Genomic DNA, 19638 nt, shown 5'->3' with positions numbered 1-19638 from the left:
GGGCTGAGATTGCTGCATTCTATGAGTCAACGACAAATAACTCAAATTCATTATTTTCATATTTTACATTCCCGCAAGGAATGCTAAGATTAATTCACAATCATTATCGGTAAGTGAGGCTAAAGCCGTGGATACAGAGTCACTAAAAGCCTTTGTGGCAGTTGCACAGAACCGTTCATTTTCATTGGCGGCAGAAAGTTTGCACATTACCCAGCCCGCCGTCAGCAAGCGTATCGCCTCGCTAGAACAAAAACTCGATCACATTCTGTTCGATCGTCTTGGGCGAGACATAAAACTGACGGAAGCCGGCGAAAAACTACTACCCCGCGCAGAATATATACTGAATACAATGCGTGATACCGAGCGCAATATCCGCGAATTATCGGGAGAAATATCCGGCACTTTGAGAGTCGCCACCAGCCATCATATTGGACTGCATCACCTCCCGCCCGTACTCCATGCGTTCACCTCACGCCACAAACACGTTAACTTACAATTTGAGTTTCTCGATTCGGAGCAGGCCCACGAGCGCGTTGCCCACGGCGATTGTGAACTCGCAATCGTTACTCTGGCACCCAAAACTCGACAACCCCTAATAGCTGAAAGCATTTGGGTAGACCCATTGGTATTTGTCGCCTCATACAAACACCCAATCATATCTCAACTGGATGTAACGCTAAAAGACCTAAGCCCTTTGCCCTCCATCCTGCCCGACCTGAACACTTTTACCGGGAGGCTGGTCAAAAATTGCTTTGATAAGGCAAACGTTGCGTTACAGCAAAATATGACGACCAACTATCTGGAAACCATCAAAATGATGGTATCTGTCGGCTTGGGCTGGAGTGTATTACCCAGAACAATGGTTGATAATCAGATGCTAGAATTACCCATAAAAAACGTACACCTTCAACGCGAGCTGGGCGTCGTCACTCACACAAAGAGAACATTAGGTAACGCCGCGAACGCCTTTTTTGATGTACTTCGCACCATGAAAAATACTGACCACGTCAAGTAATCAATTTTTAACAATTATTTACGCGACCATCTGCTATAAAATATTTTATATCATTAAAAAGCTGCACCAAATTTAAAACAAGAAACAGGTTTACCAATATGAAAAAGCTAACCCCTCTGTTATACACGCCACTAATCGCCGCCTCCGTGCTACTTCCCTGTGCTCAGACGCATGCCGATACCATTTTAGGTATTTATGCGGGCGCAGGAACATGGAATGCCAGCCTGGATGGCTCAATCGGTGTAGATGATATACCGATCACAACAGACGAATTGGGACTGGAAGCGGATAATAGCACCTTTGTGTACGTCGCTTTAGAACACCCAATCCCATTGATTCCCAATGTGCGCATCCACCACTCAACCCTGAAAAGCGAAGGTTATGCCGTAGTTGAGCGAAACTTCACCTGGAGCGATGTCACGTTCCCCGCTGAGGCGGCAACCACGACACTACTGGACTTTACCCAAACCGATATCACTCTGTATTACGAAATTCTGGATAACTGGGTGAGCTTGGATGTTGGCGTTACCGCAAAAGTACTTGATGGAACTGCGTCCGTCTATGCAGAACCAGAAGGCTTGGCCGTTGTTACAGAAGAAATCGAACTGACCGGTGCCATCCCAATGGTTTACGGTATGGCAAGATTCGATCTTCCCCTCTCCGGTGCATATATTGCCGGTAATGCTAATTACGTATCCTATGACAACAGCGTGATTAGCGACCTGGATATTAGAGTCGGTTGGGCATTCGAAAGTGTTTTGGATATTGGTGCAGAACTAGGTTTCCGCCAATTTAAAATGGAATTGGTAGATTTTGATGATGCCAACACAGATCTTACCTTTGACGGCCCTTACCTAAACGTGGCTATTCACTTTTAAACAGAAGCCGTAGAGGCCGCACCAGCCTCTACGGCTCCACAAATGATGAAGATATGACTTCACAACCATCGCCACCATCGCCACCATCGCCACCATTTATTGGTACAATTCAGGAACGATTAGCGATGAGGAGTCAAAAAAGAGGGGGGTTAACAGTGTGAGGCTATGGCAAACATTGAATCCATACCCACATGGACAGAAAAAGGGCTGAGCATCCTACTTGAGGGGCTGCTGTAAATATCAGCCCCCTCACTTCAAAAAAAACACCCAAGAACGATTTAGAACAACTTACATTTATTGAACCAACTGAATCACGCCACTCTCTTCCTGAGCATCATCGTTCGCAAGCAGCTCGACCAACTCTGTTGCCGGCGATATTTCATTCGCCAAGGTTAACGCCGCTAGCGCATCTTCAACTTTCTGATCGACGGCCCAATAATAACTCGCGCGATGAAGCCTAGATGCCGCTTGGTACCGATAAAAATTCACATGGCTGATATCTGCGCCGGATTCCTGCTTCGCAACCATCAGAGCCTTAGACACTTCAGCCCCCCTCGCCCACGCCTTGGCCGCATCTTTACTTCGATCACCACCCGCGTAACTGTAGCCAGCAACTTCGAAGGATTTACCCGCAATACGCATTAACTTTAGCGCCAGCACTTTGTAGGCCTTCTTTTTCCCTTCATGATCCGCCGCTTGATACTGAGTCCATAACTGTGCGCCAAAAGCGAACTGATCCTCAGCCATAGCCAGAGACTCTTCGGCGTAAGTCCGCCAACCAGCAACGGCTTCCTTTTCTTGTTCGTATACGAGCCAACTCATCGTCAGTTGACGCTGGGCGCTAAAAAGAGAATCAACATTATTATCGATGTCTTTTACCATCACCACGGCGTTTTTAAACTGCAGGTTACTCAGTTTCACCTTCACGCTGGATAGATCTGAGCGAATAGCAAGGTAGAGCGCCACAGTTTCTTTATGTGTATCTTCCAGGCCTTCTTCCGCAAGGACTTCCATATCAGAAAATTTCATCGCGAGCGGCAGCGGTGATGCTGATGGCCCGTGAAGGGAGCAAAAATCGGTCGGCGTATTGCCATTAACAGCACAACGCTCCTTGATAACTTGCTCATGGGTTCTGCACGTCTGTTTCCAGGAGTCACTCGGCAAGCTGCTGCAGTCACAGTTAATAAGTGGACATACTTCGCCTTCCTGGGCGGCTGCAGACAACACAATTCCTATACCGGTAATGAAAGCTAATAGTGTTTTCATACTATTCAATCCGAAAGGCATTTTTAAGATGGATTTTTTATTTAACGACTACTCATTTTAGAGATTTGGCGCATTAACACAAGCGAACAGCGTCATATATTCAACAATTAATGCTTGATTTTTCATTTTAATCACCAACGCAAATAGTCTTGGCAAAAGCTTGAGCAGGGATAAATAGCAAAGAAAAAACAAACCCCATCAATACCGCAAAAACAGCAAATGCGAAAGCCCAAAGGGGCTGTTCCTGCCACAACAATCCACTAATGTATGCACCCAGCGCATTACCACCGCCAAAACAAACCGCACTGTAAAACGCCTGCCCCTGGCTTTGCGCCGACTCACTAAAGCGTGTACGAACAAACTCAATGGCTATGGCGTGAGCAACGCCAAAAGAAAATGCATGCAGAATTTGTATAAGAGTTATGAACAACACTGACTGTGGAAACCAACCAATCACCCACCAGCGAATGGCTGTCAACAGTAAGCTCACCTGCAGTAAACGCAATATTGAAAACCATTTAAACAACTGCGGCATTCGCAAAAAAATTAGAATTTCTGCAATAACGCCTATTGCCCAAAGAACCCCGATAAAGGTGCGGGAGTATCCAAAGCTTTCGAGGTAAATACTGTAAAACGTGTAATACACCCCATGACTTAACTGCAGTAGTGCCATCACCGCAAAAAACCACAACACGTGCCCTTCTTTTATTATTTCCAAAAACCGACCAACTCCGCGCTGGTGTATAACAGGTTGATCACTTGGTAAACTGATAGCGCTAAGAAGAATACCAGTTAAGAAAATAAAAATGACCAAGGGTAAATGCCGAATCGAAACCACTTCCAACATATAACCCAACACTACTACCGTCACGATAAAGCCGACTGAACCCCACAGCCGGACACGACTGTAGCTGTGCGGCTCTGCGTCGAGGTATGACAAAGTGACGACTTCAAATTGCGCTAAAATGGCGTTCCAAAAAAAACTGTAGGCTATGGTTACCGCGATGAGCCAGACGTAATCCTGACGAATTAAAATACCTAGAAAACAGATACAGGCCCCCGCCGCCCCCAGGCGAATAACTCGCAAACGCCGCCCGCTATAGTCTGCCAGCGCCCCCCATATATTGGGTGCGGCTAATTTGGTTAGCATGGGGATAGCTGAAAGCAAGCCTATATCGGCAGGCTGGTAGCCCAGATCTTCAAGATAAAGCCCCCAATAGGGAGAGAGGGCTCCAACAACGGCGAAATAACAAAAATAGACCGCAGATAAACGCCAATACGGCATAGCTATTATTCTGCTGAGGGAGGAATCGTAAACACCTGTTTTCCGGCATCTCCGTTTTGTGCTCGCTGGCGGAGCGCATGATCCAAGACCACCAGTGCCATCATCGCTTCGGCGATGGGGGTAGCACGTATGCCCACGCAGGGGTCGTGTCGCCCCGTTGTAACGACTTCAACGGGATTGCCGTACACGTCGATACTTCGGCCGGGAATACGGAGGCTGGAGGTAGGTTTTAACGCCATATGAGCGATAAAATCCTGCCCTGTCGAAATACCGCCTAACACACCACCCGCCTGATTGGAGAGGAAACCTTCTGGCGTAATTTCATCTCGGTGTTCCGTTCCCTTCTGGCTAACACTGGCAAAGCCGGCGCCGATTTCTACGCCCTTGACCGCATTAATACCCATCAACGCGTGGGCCAGATCAGCGTCCAGACGATCGAAAACTGGCTCCCCTAAACCCGGAATCATATTGCGAGCAACCACAGAAATTTTCGCGCCGACGGAATTACCCTCTTTGCCCAGCGCCTGCATATAATCCTCCATCGCTTTAACTTTGGAGGCGTCGGGGCAGAAAAATGGGTTTTGATCGACCTGATCCCAGTCCACACTATCTATAGCAATAGGCCCCAATTGAGACAGGTATCCTCGGATTTCAATTCCCCAAAACTGCTGCAGAACTTTCTTCGCCAAAGCGCCCGCCGCCACCCGCATGGCGGTCTCCCTTGCAGATGAACGACCGCCGCCGCGGTAGTCGCGGACGCCGTATTTTTTCATGTAGGTATAGTCGGCGTGTGCGGGACGAAACTGGTCTTTGATACTGGAGTAATCTTTGGATCGCTGATCGGTATTTTCGATCGCCATACCGATAGGCGTACCCGTCGTTTTACCCTCAAAAACGCCTGACAAAATGCGCACCTGATCAGCTTCACGACGCTGAGTGGTATAGCGCGACTGGCCAGGCTTGCGCCGATCGAGATCTCTTTGTAAATCCTCTTCTGTCAGAGGAACCCCTGGAGGGCAGCCATCGACGATACAGCCTAGAGCCAGGCCATGACTCTCACCAAACGTGGTAACAGTAAACAGTTTTCCAAAGGTATTACCGGACATAAATCTCTCGTTATCTTTTTACTCAGTGGCCCGAAAACAGCGAGCCATATTCCACAAGTTGTTCATAGGTCAGCACAAAAACACCGTGCCCACCACTTTCAAATTCAGGCCATAGGAAATCCACTTCGGGATAGGACTCTTCCAGCGCCTCCCAGCTATTACCAACCTCCACCACCAGGAGACCGCCGGGATTTAGGTGGTTGACTGCATCACGCAGAATACGCCGAGTCAGATCCAGGCCGTCTTCACCCGAGGCCAGCCCCAGGGCCGGCTCCGCATGATACTCGGCAGGCATGGAGGCAAGATCCTGGGCATCCACGTAAGGTGGATTCGAAATAATCAGGTCGTAGGTCCGTCCCTTAAAATGCTCTGCATTGAAAACATCCGAGGCAATGACCTGAACGCGAGCCATCATCTCGTAATTTTGAATATTTCGCGTCGCAACGGCCAGCGCCTCGGTAGAAATATCACTCAAATCAACTAACGACTCGGGGAATGTATCGGCACAGAGAATGCCTATGCAGCCGCTCCCGGTACACAAATCCAGAATGGCTTCGGGAAAATTTGTCAACCAGGGCTGAATACCCGCAACAATCAATTCGGCCATTGGCGACCGGGGCACTAAAACGTCTGGCGTAACCTCAAATCTCAACCCGCCAAACCAGGCTTCGCCCGTAAGATAGGCTGCTGGCTGCTGAGTTTCGACTCGTTTTTGAATCAAATCACCTATCTGTTCGCGCTCGGCTAGCGTCAGGCGTGTATCGATAATCTGCTCAAGCATTTCCCATGGCTGACGCAATGCCCACATAACCAGCACCATGGATTCATCCCAAGCATTATCGGTTCCGTGACCAAAATACAGACCTGCTCGCGTAAATTCACTGGCCCCCAGCGAATCCAATCGCGTACTGAAACCAACTCATTGATAGGATTAATCGTCATAATTTTTGGCAAATGGACAAAAGGCCGCTATTCTAGCGCTTTTTCCCCCCACCGCCTAACGACATTAAGCGTAAGCGGTTTCAACAACACAAGCTGGAATTATCATGTGCGATTCAAACAAGGTGGCTGAAAGCACCGCCACCGCTGACTATTTTGCCAAAATCATCGAATCTACCGGCGAAGATCTTCAGCGCCCCGGGCTGGTCGACACGCCTTACCGTGCAGCCGGGGCCTTTGAGTATCTAACCAGTGGCTACCAACAAACACTCGAAGAAGTCGTCAACGACGCCCTATTTCCATCCGATTCTAACGACATGGTAATTGTGCAGGATATCGAGCTTTTTTCCCTTTGTGAGCACCATATGCTGCCATTTATAGGCAAAGCCCATGTTGGCTATATTCCCACAGGAAAAGTTCTCGGCTTATCGAAGGTCGCTCGCATTATCGATATGTATGCTCGACGCCTACAAATTCAGGAGCAACTAACGACACAGGTTGCAAAAACAATCCACGAGGTTACCGGCGCGGCGGGCGTAGGAGTCATTATAGAAGCGAAACATTTATGCATGATGATGCGCGGCGTAGAAAAGCAAAACTCTGTGATGAAAACCTCTGCCATGCTGGGAACGTTTCGGAGTAATTCAAGCACGCGTAATGAATTTTTATCACTGATAAAATAGTCACACCATTACAGAAATGGCGCCGTCAGGGTAAAACGAGCTCCACCCGGCTCAAACCGTTACGCCGCTGAGGCGCCAAGGCGCCAACACCGTGAAAAGACAGCTGAGCCTCTCTCACTCCAAGCACAATCAACCTGTTGTAAACCTGTTCTGCCAGTTGCACTGACAGCTGCAGGTTCTCTTCCGTTTTTCTCGATTGATAGATATGGCCAACCACAATCACTTTTTGCATTGGCCTTAATTTTAACGCACTGGCAACAGTAACAAGATGTTGATTCTTTTCTGCTGCTACCGAAGTGCCTGGAACCACATAAAAAGCATTTTCCAATAAGCTGTTGAGCACTGACCTTGGATTTGCTTCGATTAAAACGACCTGATCCCCAGAGACCTCAAGCGATTCCAGCTGCAAGTATATACGTCGATTTCCCCGCTGGGACAGATAGGCAATCAAATAGTTCGGTATACCGTCTTCCGTAGTTTCCCACACCTGATACCACTGCAGAGTATCGAGACCATAGAGCTGTTTAACCTTAAATACTTCATTCGCCCAGGCATTGCTACTACCGCAATCCAACCCCGAGCATGAAAACAGAAGCCGAGCCTGCTTTGTTTTAAAAAAAGTCTCCAGTCGTCGCCTTGCGTCGTTAAAGGTATAGGTCGATTCCAACTCCAGTGTTTGGCGGCTCACTTTTCCCTGAAGCTTTTCCCTTCGCTCAAACACCCATTGACTGTTTATTTTTTTAGGTGCCGATAAAGACAAACGATAGTCGTCATCACTCACCGTTTGTGTATAAATAACACGCGCACCCGCAAACAACTCTGCAAGCTGCGCTTTAGCTACCGCAACCGATGTGGCGATGAAAACAATGAGTAAAACAATGAGCCGTTTTCTTATCATAATTTATGACCCGGATACGGTGAAAAAAGCGTTGGCATGACTGGCAATAGTATTTGCTTGCGTCGACATATGCAGATGATGATATCCATCCAACTCCACTATTTCGAGATTTTTAATCAAATCCAGGAAAAACGCATACTCTCGAAACGTTTTGACCAAACCAGAATTGGCAATAACTAACTGTACTGGAGCGTTTAAACAGTTTAAAAAAGCGGCGACCTGCTCCGAGGTAAACTTCACTTCCGACGGCGCCATAACTTTATAGTCGTTCGCCCAATAGTGGCCCTGCTCACTCTTCAATACGCCCCGCTCTGCCAAGGCCCGGGCATCCTCATAATTGAGCGGAACAAAGCCATTCATACGGGACTCAACTGCGTGTTCAAAGCTACTGTAAAAGCGCCGATCTCTTTTGGCTACGACCATTAAATTCACAATGGACGAAGCCAATTGAGCTGGTGCTGAAACAGCGTCTAACGGTTCTGGCACCAAAGCTTCGATCAACATCACTCTTTCGATTTTTTCTGGAAACGTTGCAGCGAGAAGTGTCGCTATCATTGCGCCACGAGAGTGCCCAAGCAGTGAGAATTTCTGCCAGCCCATCTGCTCGGCAACACTGAGGATATCGGCAATATCTTGCCAGATATTGTAAGCGCCTAAGTGAGACCGGTGATAACTCTGCCCATGCCCCGGCAGATCGAGTGCAAGCAAATCCATATTACCCAGTTTCGGAGCCAGAAACTGAAAGCTTGCGCAATTATCCAGCCATCCATGCAGTGCAATGACTGGCTGACCACCAGCGGTGCCCCAGCGCAGCCCAGCAATGGTTTGACCACCGACATCCCATGTAACAGCAGTTGAATTCATAGTATTTTTATTGTGGATGATATTGCCAGCAAAGTTCAGCGCACCCCTTGGCAATAACGTCAGTCTCTATGGCAACTAGGCTACCGGTTGTCATTCGAATACTACCACGCTGTAAACCACAAAGGGTCTCAATAAAGTCGGCTACAAACGGTAAGTGGGTCACTAAAGCAATGACTGAAATCTTTCTCTTTTCCTGTAAATCGGAAAGTTGTTGGATCGCATCCTTCGGCGAGGAGGATGGCGTTAACCAGTCGACAGCCCTTACTTCGGCAGCAGGTAAAAAACATTGCAAAATTTCGCCGCTTTGCTGTGCTCTTACCAGAGGACTGGTAAGCACTGTATCGGTAGATTTAAGTATCTCTGATTTTTTACGCAGGCTATCCTCAACTTGCTGTCGACCATGTGAGGTCAATTGCCTCAGGGTATCGTCACCGAAGCTTAATTCGGCTTCACCGTGCCGAAACACAAAAATCTTCACAGCCTGTTTACTCCCGTTTGTCTTGCTGTTCCTGTTCCTGTTCCTGTTCCTGTTCCTGTTCCTGTTCCTGCTCCTGTTCCTGCTCCTGCTCGGCCTCGGACTCTGGAACAATTTCAGAGTCCAAATCACCGGGAAGCGATTCCGCGACTAACTCTGCCTCGGGCCAATCGGAAAAAGGAAACGGTTTTTCGTCACTATTGTAAGTAAGAAAACGAATGGTCTGGTTGATGTAACAGGTTAGCGCGCTGCAAAATTCCCGCAGCTTTTTATTATCGTTGCCTGTAATTAAAGCAAATAAAAACTGAACCACAACCAGCACCCACATAATACTAAGTGCCAGCTGTAGGAATATGGCAAATAGAATCATATAAATGAGGCGCATCCAGTGTTTGCTGGATGTTAGATTTGACTTCAATTGTTCGTCCATTTAACTCCTCCTTGCATATCGACATCACTGCTCATTTCACCTGTCATCAAACCTTGGATTACCGTGGGGATATCCTGGTCGTTAAACAGAATTTCATACAAGCCCGTAACCAGCGGCATATAGACATTTAATTGTTCGGATTTTTCCTTAACGATCCGGAGAGTATTGACACCTTCCGCCACCTGACCAATATCGTCAAGGGTTTCATCTAGTTTTTTCCCTTTGCCCAGCGCATATCCAACACGATAGTTACGGCTTAAATCGGAGGTACAGGTCAATATCAAATCGCCGACGCCAGCTAAACCAAGGAAAGTCATGGGATCGGCACCAAGCTCCGTAGCCAGGCGATTCATTTCCGCTAGGCTGCGCGTCAGTAACATTGCCAAGGTATTGCTGCCACAACCCAAGGCCGCCGCCAGCCCTGTGACGATGGCATAGATGTTTTTTAGTGCCCCGCCCAGCTCAACACCATAACGGTCACGGTTACTGTATATTCGGAATGTGTCAGACGCAAAAACCTGCTGTACACATTCGATAACCGATTCGTCTTCGCTGGCGATCACACTGCCGGTATATTGGCCCTGGATGATTTCCTTCGCAAAGTTCGGTCCGCTGAGCACACCAATGCGCACACTGCTCAATTCTTGCTCTAAAATCTGACTCATAAGCAGAAAACTATCACCCTCAATACCTTTGGTCGTACTAAGAACAATGGTGCCGGGACGAATATGGGGAGCCACTAATCGGGCGACCTCGCGAAAGGATTTGCTGGGCACCGATATTGTGACTACATCGCACTCTTCGACACAATGTAACAAGTCTGATGTCACTATAAGGTTGGGATCTAACTCATAACCGGGAAGGTATTCAGGGTTTTCTCGAGTGGCCTGGCTCTTTTCTGCTCGCGCGGAATCCCGCATCCACAAATAGGTTTTATTACCATTGGCGGCGATAATATTGGCAATGGCAGTACCAAAACTGCCGCCACCAAGTACTGCTACCGTTTTTGCTTCGGGCATGACTGGTTCCGTTATCGTTATCGTTTAAATCTCGGGGCCTAAGTATAATCGAAAGCGTTTGTTAACGCGCTGTCGAAGATAAGCCTGAATATGGGCTTGTGAAGACGGTTTTACTCTTCAAACACCTGCAATATCACAAAAGCCTTGGGAGTATAGCCTGGAGTATTGATTCTAATACCTTCGACATGATTCCCTTACGGAGATGTACAGTGCGCTACAGAATCAAAGTGCATCACACCGTATCACCGGCGTGGATGATTCTCTTCTAAACCTTCCTGTCAGACATCCAGCTCACTATAAACTACCCCCCAAAGGGGGCTGTCAAACGACTGAAAGCAAAATGGCGCCGAAGCGCCATTTATCAGGAAACATCCATTAACAATTTATTCAACCGCCTAACGTAAGCCGCCGGATCTTGCAGACTGCCACCCTCAGCCAAATTGGCCTGATCGAATAGAACATGGGCTAGGTCAGCAAAACGGTCTTCGTCTGTCTCCTTGTCCATCTTCTCCACCAAAGGATGTTGGGGATTGATCTCAATGCTAGGCTTAGACTCAGGCACAGCCTGACCAGCAGACTCCAACAGGCGCTTCATCTGTGCGCCCATATCGTTCTCTCCCACAACCAGACACGCTGGCGATTCGGTTAAGCGGTGAGTAACACGAACGTCTTCCACTTCATTCTCAAGCACTGATTTAATACGCTTAACAAAGTCTTTAAAACTCTTTTCTATTTCCTGCTGCTCTTTTTTCTCGTCTTCACTGTCCAGCTTGCCGAGATCAAGCTCACCCTTGCTTACGTCCTGAAATTGCTTTTCTTTATACTCCATCAGGTGACCCATAAGCCAATCGTCAACGCGGTCACTTAACAGTAGAACCTCAATCCCCTTCTTGCGGAAAACTTCAAGGTGCGGGCTGTTTTTCGCAGTGTTGAAGTTTTCAGCGACCACGTAATAAATCTTGTCCTGACCGTCTTGCATACGCTCTAAGTAACTATCCAAAAATTGATCCTGGACGTCGGTGTCAGTATGCGTTGTTGCAAACTGCATTAGCCCTGCAATTTTCTCTTTGTTAGCAAAATCTTCTGCAGGACCTTCTTTTAATACCTGACCAAACTCTTGCCAAAACTCTGCGTATTGCTCGGTCTCGTTCTTGCGTAACTTGTCGAGCATATCCAGCACACGCTTGGTGAGAGCAGAGCGCATACTGTCAATATTTGGGTCTTTCTGCAGAATTTCACGGGATACGTTCAAAGACAGATCGTTGGAATCGACAACCCCCTTTATAAACCGCAGGTACAATGGAAGAAACTGCTCGGCGTCATCCATAATAAAGGTGCGCTGAACGTAGAGCTTCAACCCTTTCGCTGCATCGCGGTTATAGAGATCGAACGGTGCTTTGGAGGGTAAGTATAATAGGCTGGTATAGTCCAACTTACCTTCGACACGGTTGTGGCTCCACTTCACAGGGTCACTGAAATCGTGGGAAATATGCTTGTAGAACTCCTTGTATTCTTCTTCCGTCACGTCGTTACGTGAGCGAGTCCACAGTGCTGTAGCAGTATTGACGGTTTCGTCTTCCGGCTCTTTTTCGCCCTTGTCCTCTCCGTGATGCTCTTTTTGCATAACGATAGGCAGTGAAATATGGTCGGAGTATTTCTTAATAATGGAACGCAGACGCCAGCCATCGGCAAACTCCTGCTGGTCTTTTTTCAGGTGCAGAATAATGGAGGTACCACGTTCAGTACGCTCCACGCTTTCGACACTGTACTCAGCTTCCCCTGCGCTCTCCCAGCGAACCCCCTCTTCCTTCGCTGCTCCCGCACGACGGGTTTCCACAGTAACCTTATCAGCCACGATAAAGGCAGAATAAAACCCTACACCGAACTGACCTATCAGGTGGGAATCTTTCTTCTGGTCGCCCGTGAGGTTTGACAAAAATTGCGCGGTTCCAGATTTAGCGATAGTACCCAGGTGGTCGATCACTTCCTCACGGCTCATACCAATACCGTTATCGGAAATGGTGACAGTATTAGCCTCTTTATCAAAGCTGATACGGATTTTCAGCTCGGGGTCGTCCTCATATAGCTCCCCGTGATGCAAAGCTTCAAAACGCAGTTTATCAGCGGCATCTGAGGCATTGGATACCAGCTCTCGTAGAAAAATTTCTTTATTGGAATACAACGAATGGATCATCAGATGCAGAAGCTGCTTGGCTTCCGTTTCAAATCCACGAGTTTCTTTAGTGGCCTCAACGGTCATAGATGTTACTCCTTAAAGCACAATTTATAGGGCGCCTTGCACCCAGTCATCGAAAGAATGTTGCTCGCTTATATGGAGTTAGGTGGGAATATTTCAAGGGCTGGGACAAGAATCAACCGGCGACCCTATGGCTGCCGGCTGACCGAAGGGTTTATCTACACTGGTATAGAGAAAAGCTCTGCTTCCCCGCGTCTGCAACCGAGTCGGAGACAATCGTATCTGCACCCAGCGATACGGCTTCATTGCGCGCCAGAGTCAACAGCTCCTCAGACACCTTTTTGGCTTTACGATTAAAAAAACCGACCTTGCCTTTAACGCTAACAGTGGCTTTACCCAGTTTTTTACAGTTCTGTACAGCATTAGCCTTAACAAGCGCAACAGCTTCGGTGCCCTCGACAGGTTTGACCCAAGTACAAGACGTTGCAGTCAACGCCAACACTGCTGTAATAACGATCAATTTGGTTGATTTCATATTAACCCCTTTCGTTGAAAATCGTGCGTCCGCATGCTAACACAAGGATCGGCGACGGCTCTGCAAAAAAATATCGTCTTTTACTCTTCACAGTGGTTGTTTACTATGAGAACTCAGCCGATAAACCGAAGTAACCATCATGCAGACTTCTTGCGACACCCACGCCCATACCGTTGCCAGCACTCACGCCTACAGCACCGTTCACGACTACTTTGCCGTAGCGCGCGAAAAAGGCATTCAGCTATTTGCCATTACCGACCACGCCCCCGCGATGCAGGATGCCCCGCACTACTGGCACTTTGGCAACATGAAAATTATTCCGAGAATTGTGAATGGTGTCGCCATGCTAAGAGGGATTGAAGCCAATATTCTGCCAGCGGGGAAACACTCCGCGTGCGGGCATCACGGCATGGAGGCCCTGGATATTCCGCCGAATTTAGTCCCATTTCTCGATATATCTATCGCCAGCTTTCACGAGCCTGTATTTCCGCCCGCAGATATACACACGCACACAAAAGCAGCTATCGCCGCAATGGAATCAGGTCTATGCCAGATACTGGGCCACCCAGGCAACCCCAATTACCCTATACATCAGGAAGAAGTTGTTCGCGCCGCCAAAGACAATAATGTCGCCATCGAAATCAACAATAGCTCCTTCACCCACTCACGTACCGGCAGTGAGAGCTATTGCTTACAACTGCTCGAACTGGTAGATAAGCACGACTGGAAAGTCGTGTTTGCCAGTGACGCCCATGCAGCATGGGACTTGGGCGAGCATTCAGCCTGTATCGCCAAAGCCAAAGCCATCGGATTCCCCGGGTCACGAGTACTATCTACTTCACCCGCAAAGCTGCTGGCATTTCTTGGCGAACACCGCAAGCTAGTGGCCGAAGAGCTAAAGGGCTGGCTGGCGGGCCTCTGAAAGTCCCTTAGCGGCTAAGCGTGGCGCAATTTGTCGCAACGCCACCGGTTCTCATACGTTAGCAGCGCGATGGTTCTATGGCCATTTGCAGCCAGGAAAAACAATAGACGGTGCTGAAAACCTTGTACTGAAACGCGGAGACTGGCCAATATTTGCTCGACCTTTCACGTTGAAATCCCTATAGTGCCGCCCCTTTACGCTTATTTGTCTTGAACGTTTTACGGGAATTCCATGATCTCTACCGCCAATATCACCATGCAGTTTGGTGCCAAACCTCTGTTTGAAAATATTTCAGTGAAATTTGCCAACGGCAACCGCTACGGCCTAATCGGCGCCAACGGCTGTGGCAAATCAACATTCATGAAAATACTGGACGGAAGCCTCATTCCAAGCGCAGGTAATGTGTCAATCGCCCCAAATACGCGCATAGGCAAACTAAACCAGGATCAGTTTGCATTTGAAGAATACTCCGTAATTGACACCGTCATTATGGGCCACAAAGACCTGTGGGAGATTAAGCGAGAGCGTGAACGTATCTACAGCTTATCGGAGATGAGCGAAGAAGACGGCATGAAGGTCGCTGAACTTGAAACACACTTTGCCGAGATAGATGGGTACAGTGCAGAGAGTCGCGCTGGCGACATACTGATTGGCGCAGGAATCGACATAAATTACCACTTTGGACCAATGAGCGAAGTTGCACCAGGCTTGAAATTAAGGGTCCTTTTGGCACAAGCGCTTTTCGCCGAACCTGATTTTTTGCTCCTCGACGAACCCACCAACAACCTCGACATCAATACCATTCGCTGGCTGGAAGGTGTGCTCAACCAGCGCAACAGCACCATGATCATCATTTCCCACGATCGCCACTTTTTGAACGCCGTATGCACACACATGGCTGATATCGACTATGGCGAACTGCGCGTATACCCCGGCAGCTACGATGACTTTATGACTGCATCGACCCAGGCTCGCGAAACGATGCAAAACGAGAATGCCAAGAAAAAAGCCCAAATCGCCGAGCTACAACAATTTGTTAGCCGTTTTTCCGCCAACGCATCGAAAGCCAAACAAGCGACATCCCGCGCAAAACGACTCACCAAAATTAAGCTCGAGGATATCAAGCCCTCCAGTCGGGTTAACCCTTACATTCGCTTCAATCAAGATAAAAAACTTCATCGCCAAGCACTTATCTTGGAGAACATTGGGCACGCATTTGAAGATGCCTCCCTCTTCAACAAGGGCAACCTTATTTTAGAAGCAGGGGCACGCCTAGCCATTATCGGAGAAAATGGTGCGGGTAAAACTACCCTTTTGCGCTGTTTAATGAACGAATTGAAACCCAATAACGGTAAAATTCAGTGGGCGGAAAACGCCACGCTCGGCTACTGCCCTCAAGATAGCAGTGCAGATTTCAATAGTGATCTAAATCTTTTTGATTGGATGAGCCAATGGCGAAAACCCAGCCACGATGACCAAATCGTTCGTGCGACACTGGGCCGTTTATTGTTCTCTGCAGACGACTTTGAAAAGAAAGTAACTGTTTGCTCGGGTGGAGAGAAGAATAGATTACTTTTCGGCAAGTTAATGATGCAAGATACCAATGTGCTAATAATGGATGAACCAACCAACCACTTAGATATGGAATCGATTGAAGCCTTGAACCTCGCGCTGGAACACTACCCCGGCACACTCATATTTGTCAGCCACGACCGAGAGTTTGTATCTTCTTTGGCGACACGAGTTGTCGAAATCAAAAACGAGACCCTTGTAGACTTCCAGGGAACGTATGATGAGTATCTGGAAAGCCAAGTAGTAACACAATAACGGTAGTAGCTCAGACTTGATCTTACAATTTACTGTATTTACCGGTGCCCGTTAGATTAAATCTGAGCTACGCTTACGCCAAGATCTTGGCATTGAAATGAAGACTAAGCCATTCCGCTATCGGTTCAATTCCCTATAATTTAGAACTCCATTTTCACTCAAGCGAGAGCAGGTTACCTCTCAAAAAGTACCACAAACCCCAAACATTATACCCTAACTATCACGCCTCTCCAGGCAGACTAATCAACACCAAAAGCGTTGATTCCATTATAAAACCCAAGGCGCAACTATCAATCGACTAATTTTTTGTCGATACTTCTAATTCGTTTTTTTGATCTAGGTTTTGACGAAAAACCTCCATAAAAAAACGATATACGATCTAGCCTAGATAGGCCTCCAATTACGCATTACTTTCGATGTTAGATAATGTATCGGCCACACTCAGTGAGCTTTCATAAAGGCATGCATATTTTTCTCCGCCTCTATCATTCCCCCAACCTTCCAGCATCACCCATTGATCCATTCGATAGCAGATTAAAACGTCCTTTCCGAGAAAGGGATACTTTGAACACCGAGTGCAATGACATCCTCCAATACTTCAACCGTTAATTTTTACTATATTCTCGTATGTGTAAGTTATTCAAATCATAGCTAGCGATTAGAGCCCAACAACCCAAAAAGTCTACGTTCAGACATCTACCACAGCAGCAAGTCAAACCAGAGATAAATATAGCTAAAGAAATGCAACCTATCCTTGCATACCAGCACGACTAAAAACATTCATCACGACAAAACAAATAGTACGACGCCTTTTTCCCTGCTTTTATTCCAAAACAAAAAAATACGGTTGCAACTCAGCATCGCCGCAACTTAACATTTATAATAAGTTTCCCGTTATTTAAATCGGCAATCATTTAAAACATTACATACAAAAGGACTTTATTAAATGCTTAAAAAACTCTCTCTTACAGCTCTACTTTGCGTATCCGGCATTACTTCAGCAGTAGAGTTTGAAGCGGGATCATCCGGAGGCGGCGGCGGATCCCCTTTCTCCGACAACCCTCCTTCTGATTTTTCTCATATAGCCAATATTACGCTATGCGGTGGATCTAAGATTGATTCTATACTTGTGAATTACGAAGACTTAAGCGGAAACACTTACAGCTTTGGCAAACATGGAGGTAATGGTGGGAGCTGTGAAACCCTCTATTTTTGGAGCGGTGAATATATACGAAGTATTTCGGGCAAACATGGTTCAGCCGTGGACTCTTTGAGTATTACCACTAATCAGGGTCGCGTTCTAAAAAAAGGCGGGGCTGGCGGTTACGCAACATTCAAATATACTGCAAGCGACCAGTTCAAAATTTCCGGGTTTAAAGGACGTAGCGGCAGCAGACTAGACGCAGTTGGCGTTATTTACAGTCAAGATTACTAGCTGTAACTTGCTACCTATATGGTATTTTTAACCACTGTATGTTGAGGTAGGTAGTCCGAGCGGGGCTGCCTACCTCTCTAATCAATTCGAAACTTCCACTTACCTCTCATTTTTAATAACCTATTAGCTACCAGCTAAACCAACAACAATTTTTATAAAAAACTCGGCCGCAAGCGACCGTTTTTTTAGAATACGCCCAGCTTCTTACTGTTTTCTTCGCCTTTATTCATAGCTTCAAGTTGATTTTGAACATACTCGCGAATGACTTTTTCACTTGCATTTCCAATCGTTTCAACAAAGTAGCTCTGAGTCCACAATTTACCACCCCAGAAATATTTACGCCTTATTTGTGGGTGCATTCAAAAAAACTCTCTTGCTGATATGCTTTTGATGCTTGATGCTTGATGCTTGATGCTTGATGCTTGATGCTTGATGCTTGATGCTTGATGCTTGATGCTTGATGCTTGATGCTTGATGCTTGATGCTGAATCATTACGCTCAGCTCTTACAACCATATGTATATAATTTACTGGAATCTCTAGCCCCACAAGTTCTATATCGTAGTCATATCCAACCTTCTCGATAATGGCTTTCAAATCTTCTCGAAATGGTTCCACAAAACTTTATGCCCATATTTTGGTATCCATACAAAGTGATACATTATTCTAAGCACATGATGGGAATTTCGACGTAACTCCAAAAGTTGGCAATACGGTTAAACTTTAATAGATGTTTAGCCCCTTTTAACCTCTCCATTTTAAAATGGTGGCTGAGAATTACGCTACCCTCTCACACAATTACGATAGGCTAAGGCACAGTAAGAGCGGTGTTGTGTTGAAGATATATGCTCGAAAATAGATACTCTATCGCTCGGCCAAACTTTCCTTCCACCTGCACTGCCGTAGCTTACGATGGCAAAAACTCTATTGGAAAAATAACCGTTACCGGCTTAACATCCTTCACGCCGAACATGAACATTCTAATGCGGCTGAGCAGGCGTCGCTCCAATGACGAGCTATTGAGTTCGCTGGAGACAATACGAATATGGGTCACTTTACCCTCCGGCGATATGGTTAACTCTAATACGATTTTACCTTTCAATCCTGGCTGTTTACGTCGCTCCCGGTTGTATATGGAATAAAGCGTGCCTTTATTTTGGTCGAAGACAATAGTGACGTCTTCTTCAGAGCGAATTTTTCCACTTCGGCCACCGACTTTAGCTTCACCATCGGTTTTTATTACAACATCACTTTTAAACAGCGATTGTTTTACCAGTGCCACCTCCCGCTTAGATAAAGTGGTATGCCCCACGCCACCGCCGATGTATTGACTGGAATCCACACCGCCGCTACCTTCTCCGACACCGGCCGTGAGTGCATCGGTATTATGGCCTACGGCCACATTTTTACCTGCTTTCGAATCTTCAACAACTCCGCCTAATAATTCATCTATATCAGATGTATCTATCAAATCGGCCAATTCGCTACCCAGTGCCAGCAACCCACTTTTCTGCGCTTTCTCTCTTGCTTCTTGCTCCACTACGGTAAGCGGTTCCTTCTCCTCTTCAGTTTCCATTTCCCTCGCGACTTTTGGCTTCGGAGTAGGTAAAGGTTTTGGTACCGGTGTCGGAGCCGGTGTCGGTGCGGGTACCAGTGCTTCTTTCTCGGAAATAAATTCAGCAATACGATCAGGAACCTTGATGGATTTTTTTCGATCGACTTCCGGGGCCTCAATGCGGCCAATCAATGTGGCAACGACGAATACAACGATAAAGACAACACCCGCAATAATATGAAAGGTGCTTTCATTTCGACTGTCAGGTAGCCATTCAAGTGCGACGGATTGATATTTTTGATGTGTCATT

At 47.0% G+C, this 19638-nt stretch carries 17 protein-coding genes and 2 pseudogenes; 6 read left to right on the top strand and 13 right to left on the bottom strand.

The window, feature by feature from the left end:
• Positions 1-127: 127 nt before the first annotated feature.
• Positions 128-1015: a LysR family transcriptional regulator gene (locus H5715_RS04490; protein ID WP_075188011.1), complete on the top strand. Its 888-nt coding sequence runs from the start codon at positions 128-130 to the stop codon at positions 1013-1015.
• 98 nt (positions 1016-1113) lie between these two features.
• The gene (locus H5715_RS04485; RefSeq protein WP_075188012.1) at positions 1114-1893 is read left to right on the top strand and encodes a TIGR04219 family outer membrane beta-barrel protein; all 780 of its coding nucleotides are present in this window, start codon (positions 1114-1116) and stop codon (positions 1891-1893) included.
• Positions 1894-2187: 294 nt separating this feature from the next.
• Here H5715_RS04485 and H5715_RS04480 read toward each other — a convergent pair whose 3' ends face one another.
• The 4 genes and pseudogenes from H5715_RS04480 to prmB all read right to left on the bottom strand — a co-directional run bounded on the left by H5715_RS04480 (position 2188) and on the right by prmB (position 6492).
• On the bottom strand, positions 2188-3159 hold the full coding sequence (locus H5715_RS04480) for a hypothetical protein (RefSeq protein WP_075188013.1): 972 nt from the start codon (positions 3157-3159) through the stop codon (positions 2188-2190).
• A gap of 127 nt (positions 3160-3286) precedes the next feature.
• Positions 3287-4444: an MFS transporter gene (locus H5715_RS04475; protein WP_075188014.1), complete on the bottom strand. Its 1158-nt coding sequence runs from the start codon at positions 4442-4444 to the stop codon at positions 3287-3289.
• Between the two features lie 5 nt (positions 4445-4449).
• Positions 4450-5550 carry a chorismate synthase gene (aroC, locus tag H5715_RS04470; protein ID WP_075188015.1) on the bottom strand — a complete coding sequence of 367 codons (1101 nt, stop codon included), beginning with the start codon at positions 5548-5550 and terminating at the stop codon, positions 4450-4452.
• Between the two features lie 22 nt (positions 5551-5572).
• A pseudogene (gene prmB / locus H5715_RS04465) lies at positions 5573-6492 on the bottom strand (50S ribosomal protein L3 N(5)-glutamine methyltransferase).
• 104 nt (positions 6493-6596) lie between these two features.
• On the opposite strand from prmB, the gene folE reads away from it, so the two are divergent.
• A complete protein-coding gene (gene folE, locus H5715_RS04460) occupies positions 6597-7172 on the top strand; it encodes a GTP cyclohydrolase I FolE (protein WP_075188017.1) in 576 nt (191 codons plus the stop codon).
• Positions 7173-7197: 25 nt separating this feature from the next.
• Here the strand turns inward: folE and H5715_RS04455 are convergent, their stop codons facing one another.
• The 7 genes from H5715_RS04455 to H5715_RS04425 form a co-directional block, all read right to left on the bottom strand.
• Complete coding sequence (locus H5715_RS04455) at positions 7198-8070, bottom strand: DUF4892 domain-containing protein (RefSeq protein ID WP_075188018.1); 873 nt, start codon at positions 8068-8070, stop codon at positions 7198-7200.
• Positions 8071-8073: 3 nt separating this feature from the next.
• On the bottom strand, positions 8074-8934 hold the full coding sequence (locus H5715_RS04450; protein ID WP_075188019.1) for an alpha/beta hydrolase: 861 nt from the start codon (positions 8932-8934) through the stop codon (positions 8074-8076).
• A gap of 7 nt (positions 8935-8941) precedes the next feature.
• Positions 8942-9412 carry a phosphohistidine phosphatase SixA gene (sixA, locus tag H5715_RS04445; RefSeq protein WP_075188020.1) on the bottom strand — a complete coding sequence of 157 codons (471 nt, stop codon included), beginning with the start codon at positions 9410-9412 and terminating at the stop codon, positions 8942-8944.
• 7 nt (positions 9413-9419) lie between these two features.
• A complete protein-coding gene (locus tag H5715_RS04440) occupies positions 9420-9839 on the bottom strand; it encodes a DUF4389 domain-containing protein (protein WP_075188021.1) in 420 nt (139 codons plus the stop codon).
• Positions 9824-10858 carry an NAD(P)H-dependent glycerol-3-phosphate dehydrogenase gene (locus tag H5715_RS04435; RefSeq protein ID WP_075188022.1) on the bottom strand — a complete coding sequence of 345 codons (1035 nt, stop codon included), beginning with the start codon at positions 10856-10858 and terminating at the stop codon, positions 9824-9826. Before H5715_RS04435 ends, H5715_RS04440 begins: the two co-directional genes overlap by 16 nt.
• 361 nt (positions 10859-11219) lie before the next feature.
• Complete coding sequence (gene htpG / locus H5715_RS04430; RefSeq protein ID WP_075188023.1) at positions 11220-13118, bottom strand: molecular chaperone HtpG; 1899 nt, start codon at positions 13116-13118, stop codon at positions 11220-11222.
• Positions 13119-13269: 151 nt separating this feature from the next.
• Positions 13270-13590: a DUF4156 domain-containing protein gene (locus H5715_RS04425; protein WP_075188024.1), complete on the bottom strand. Its 321-nt coding sequence runs from the start codon at positions 13588-13590 to the stop codon at positions 13270-13272.
• Positions 13591-13729: 139 nt separating this feature from the next.
• Between H5715_RS04425 and H5715_RS04420 the strand changes: the two genes are divergently transcribed.
• The 3 genes from H5715_RS04420 to H5715_RS04410 all read left to right on the top strand — a co-directional run bounded on the left by H5715_RS04420 (position 13730) and on the right by H5715_RS04410 (position 17774).
• Positions 13730-14512 carry a phosphatase gene (locus H5715_RS04420; protein WP_075188025.1) on the top strand — a complete coding sequence of 261 codons (783 nt, stop codon included), beginning with the start codon at positions 13730-13732 and terminating at the stop codon, positions 14510-14512.
• A gap of 231 nt (positions 14513-14743) precedes the next feature.
• Positions 14744-16339: an ABC-F family ATPase gene (locus H5715_RS04415; protein ID WP_075188026.1), complete on the top strand. Its 1596-nt coding sequence runs from the start codon at positions 14744-14746 to the stop codon at positions 16337-16339.
• 946 nt (positions 16340-17285) lie between these two features.
• Positions 17286-17774: a jacalin-like lectin gene (locus tag H5715_RS04410; RefSeq protein ID WP_075188027.1), complete on the top strand. Its 489-nt coding sequence runs from the start codon at positions 17286-17288 to the stop codon at positions 17772-17774.
• Positions 17775-17959: 185 nt separating this feature from the next.
• On the opposite strand, the pseudogene tnpA reads toward H5715_RS04410, so the two are convergent.
• A pseudogene (tnpA, locus tag H5715_RS20160) lies at positions 17960-18391 on the bottom strand (IS200/IS605 family transposase).
• Between the two features lie 289 nt (positions 18392-18680).
• Positions 18681-19637, bottom strand: coding sequence for an AgmX/PglI C-terminal domain-containing protein (locus H5715_RS04400; RefSeq protein WP_075188028.1), 957 nt, complete (start codon positions 19635-19637; stop codon positions 18681-18683).
• Between the last annotated feature and the right edge of the window lies 1 nt (position 19638).

Source organism: Teredinibacter haidensis (genome assembly GCF_014211975.1).
Taxonomy (GTDB): domain Bacteria; phylum Pseudomonadota; class Gammaproteobacteria; order Pseudomonadales; family Cellvibrionaceae; genus Teredinibacter; species Teredinibacter haidensis.
The sequence above is the reverse complement of the archived record's forward strand: the minus strand, read 5'-3'. Positions and strand labels throughout refer to the sequence as shown.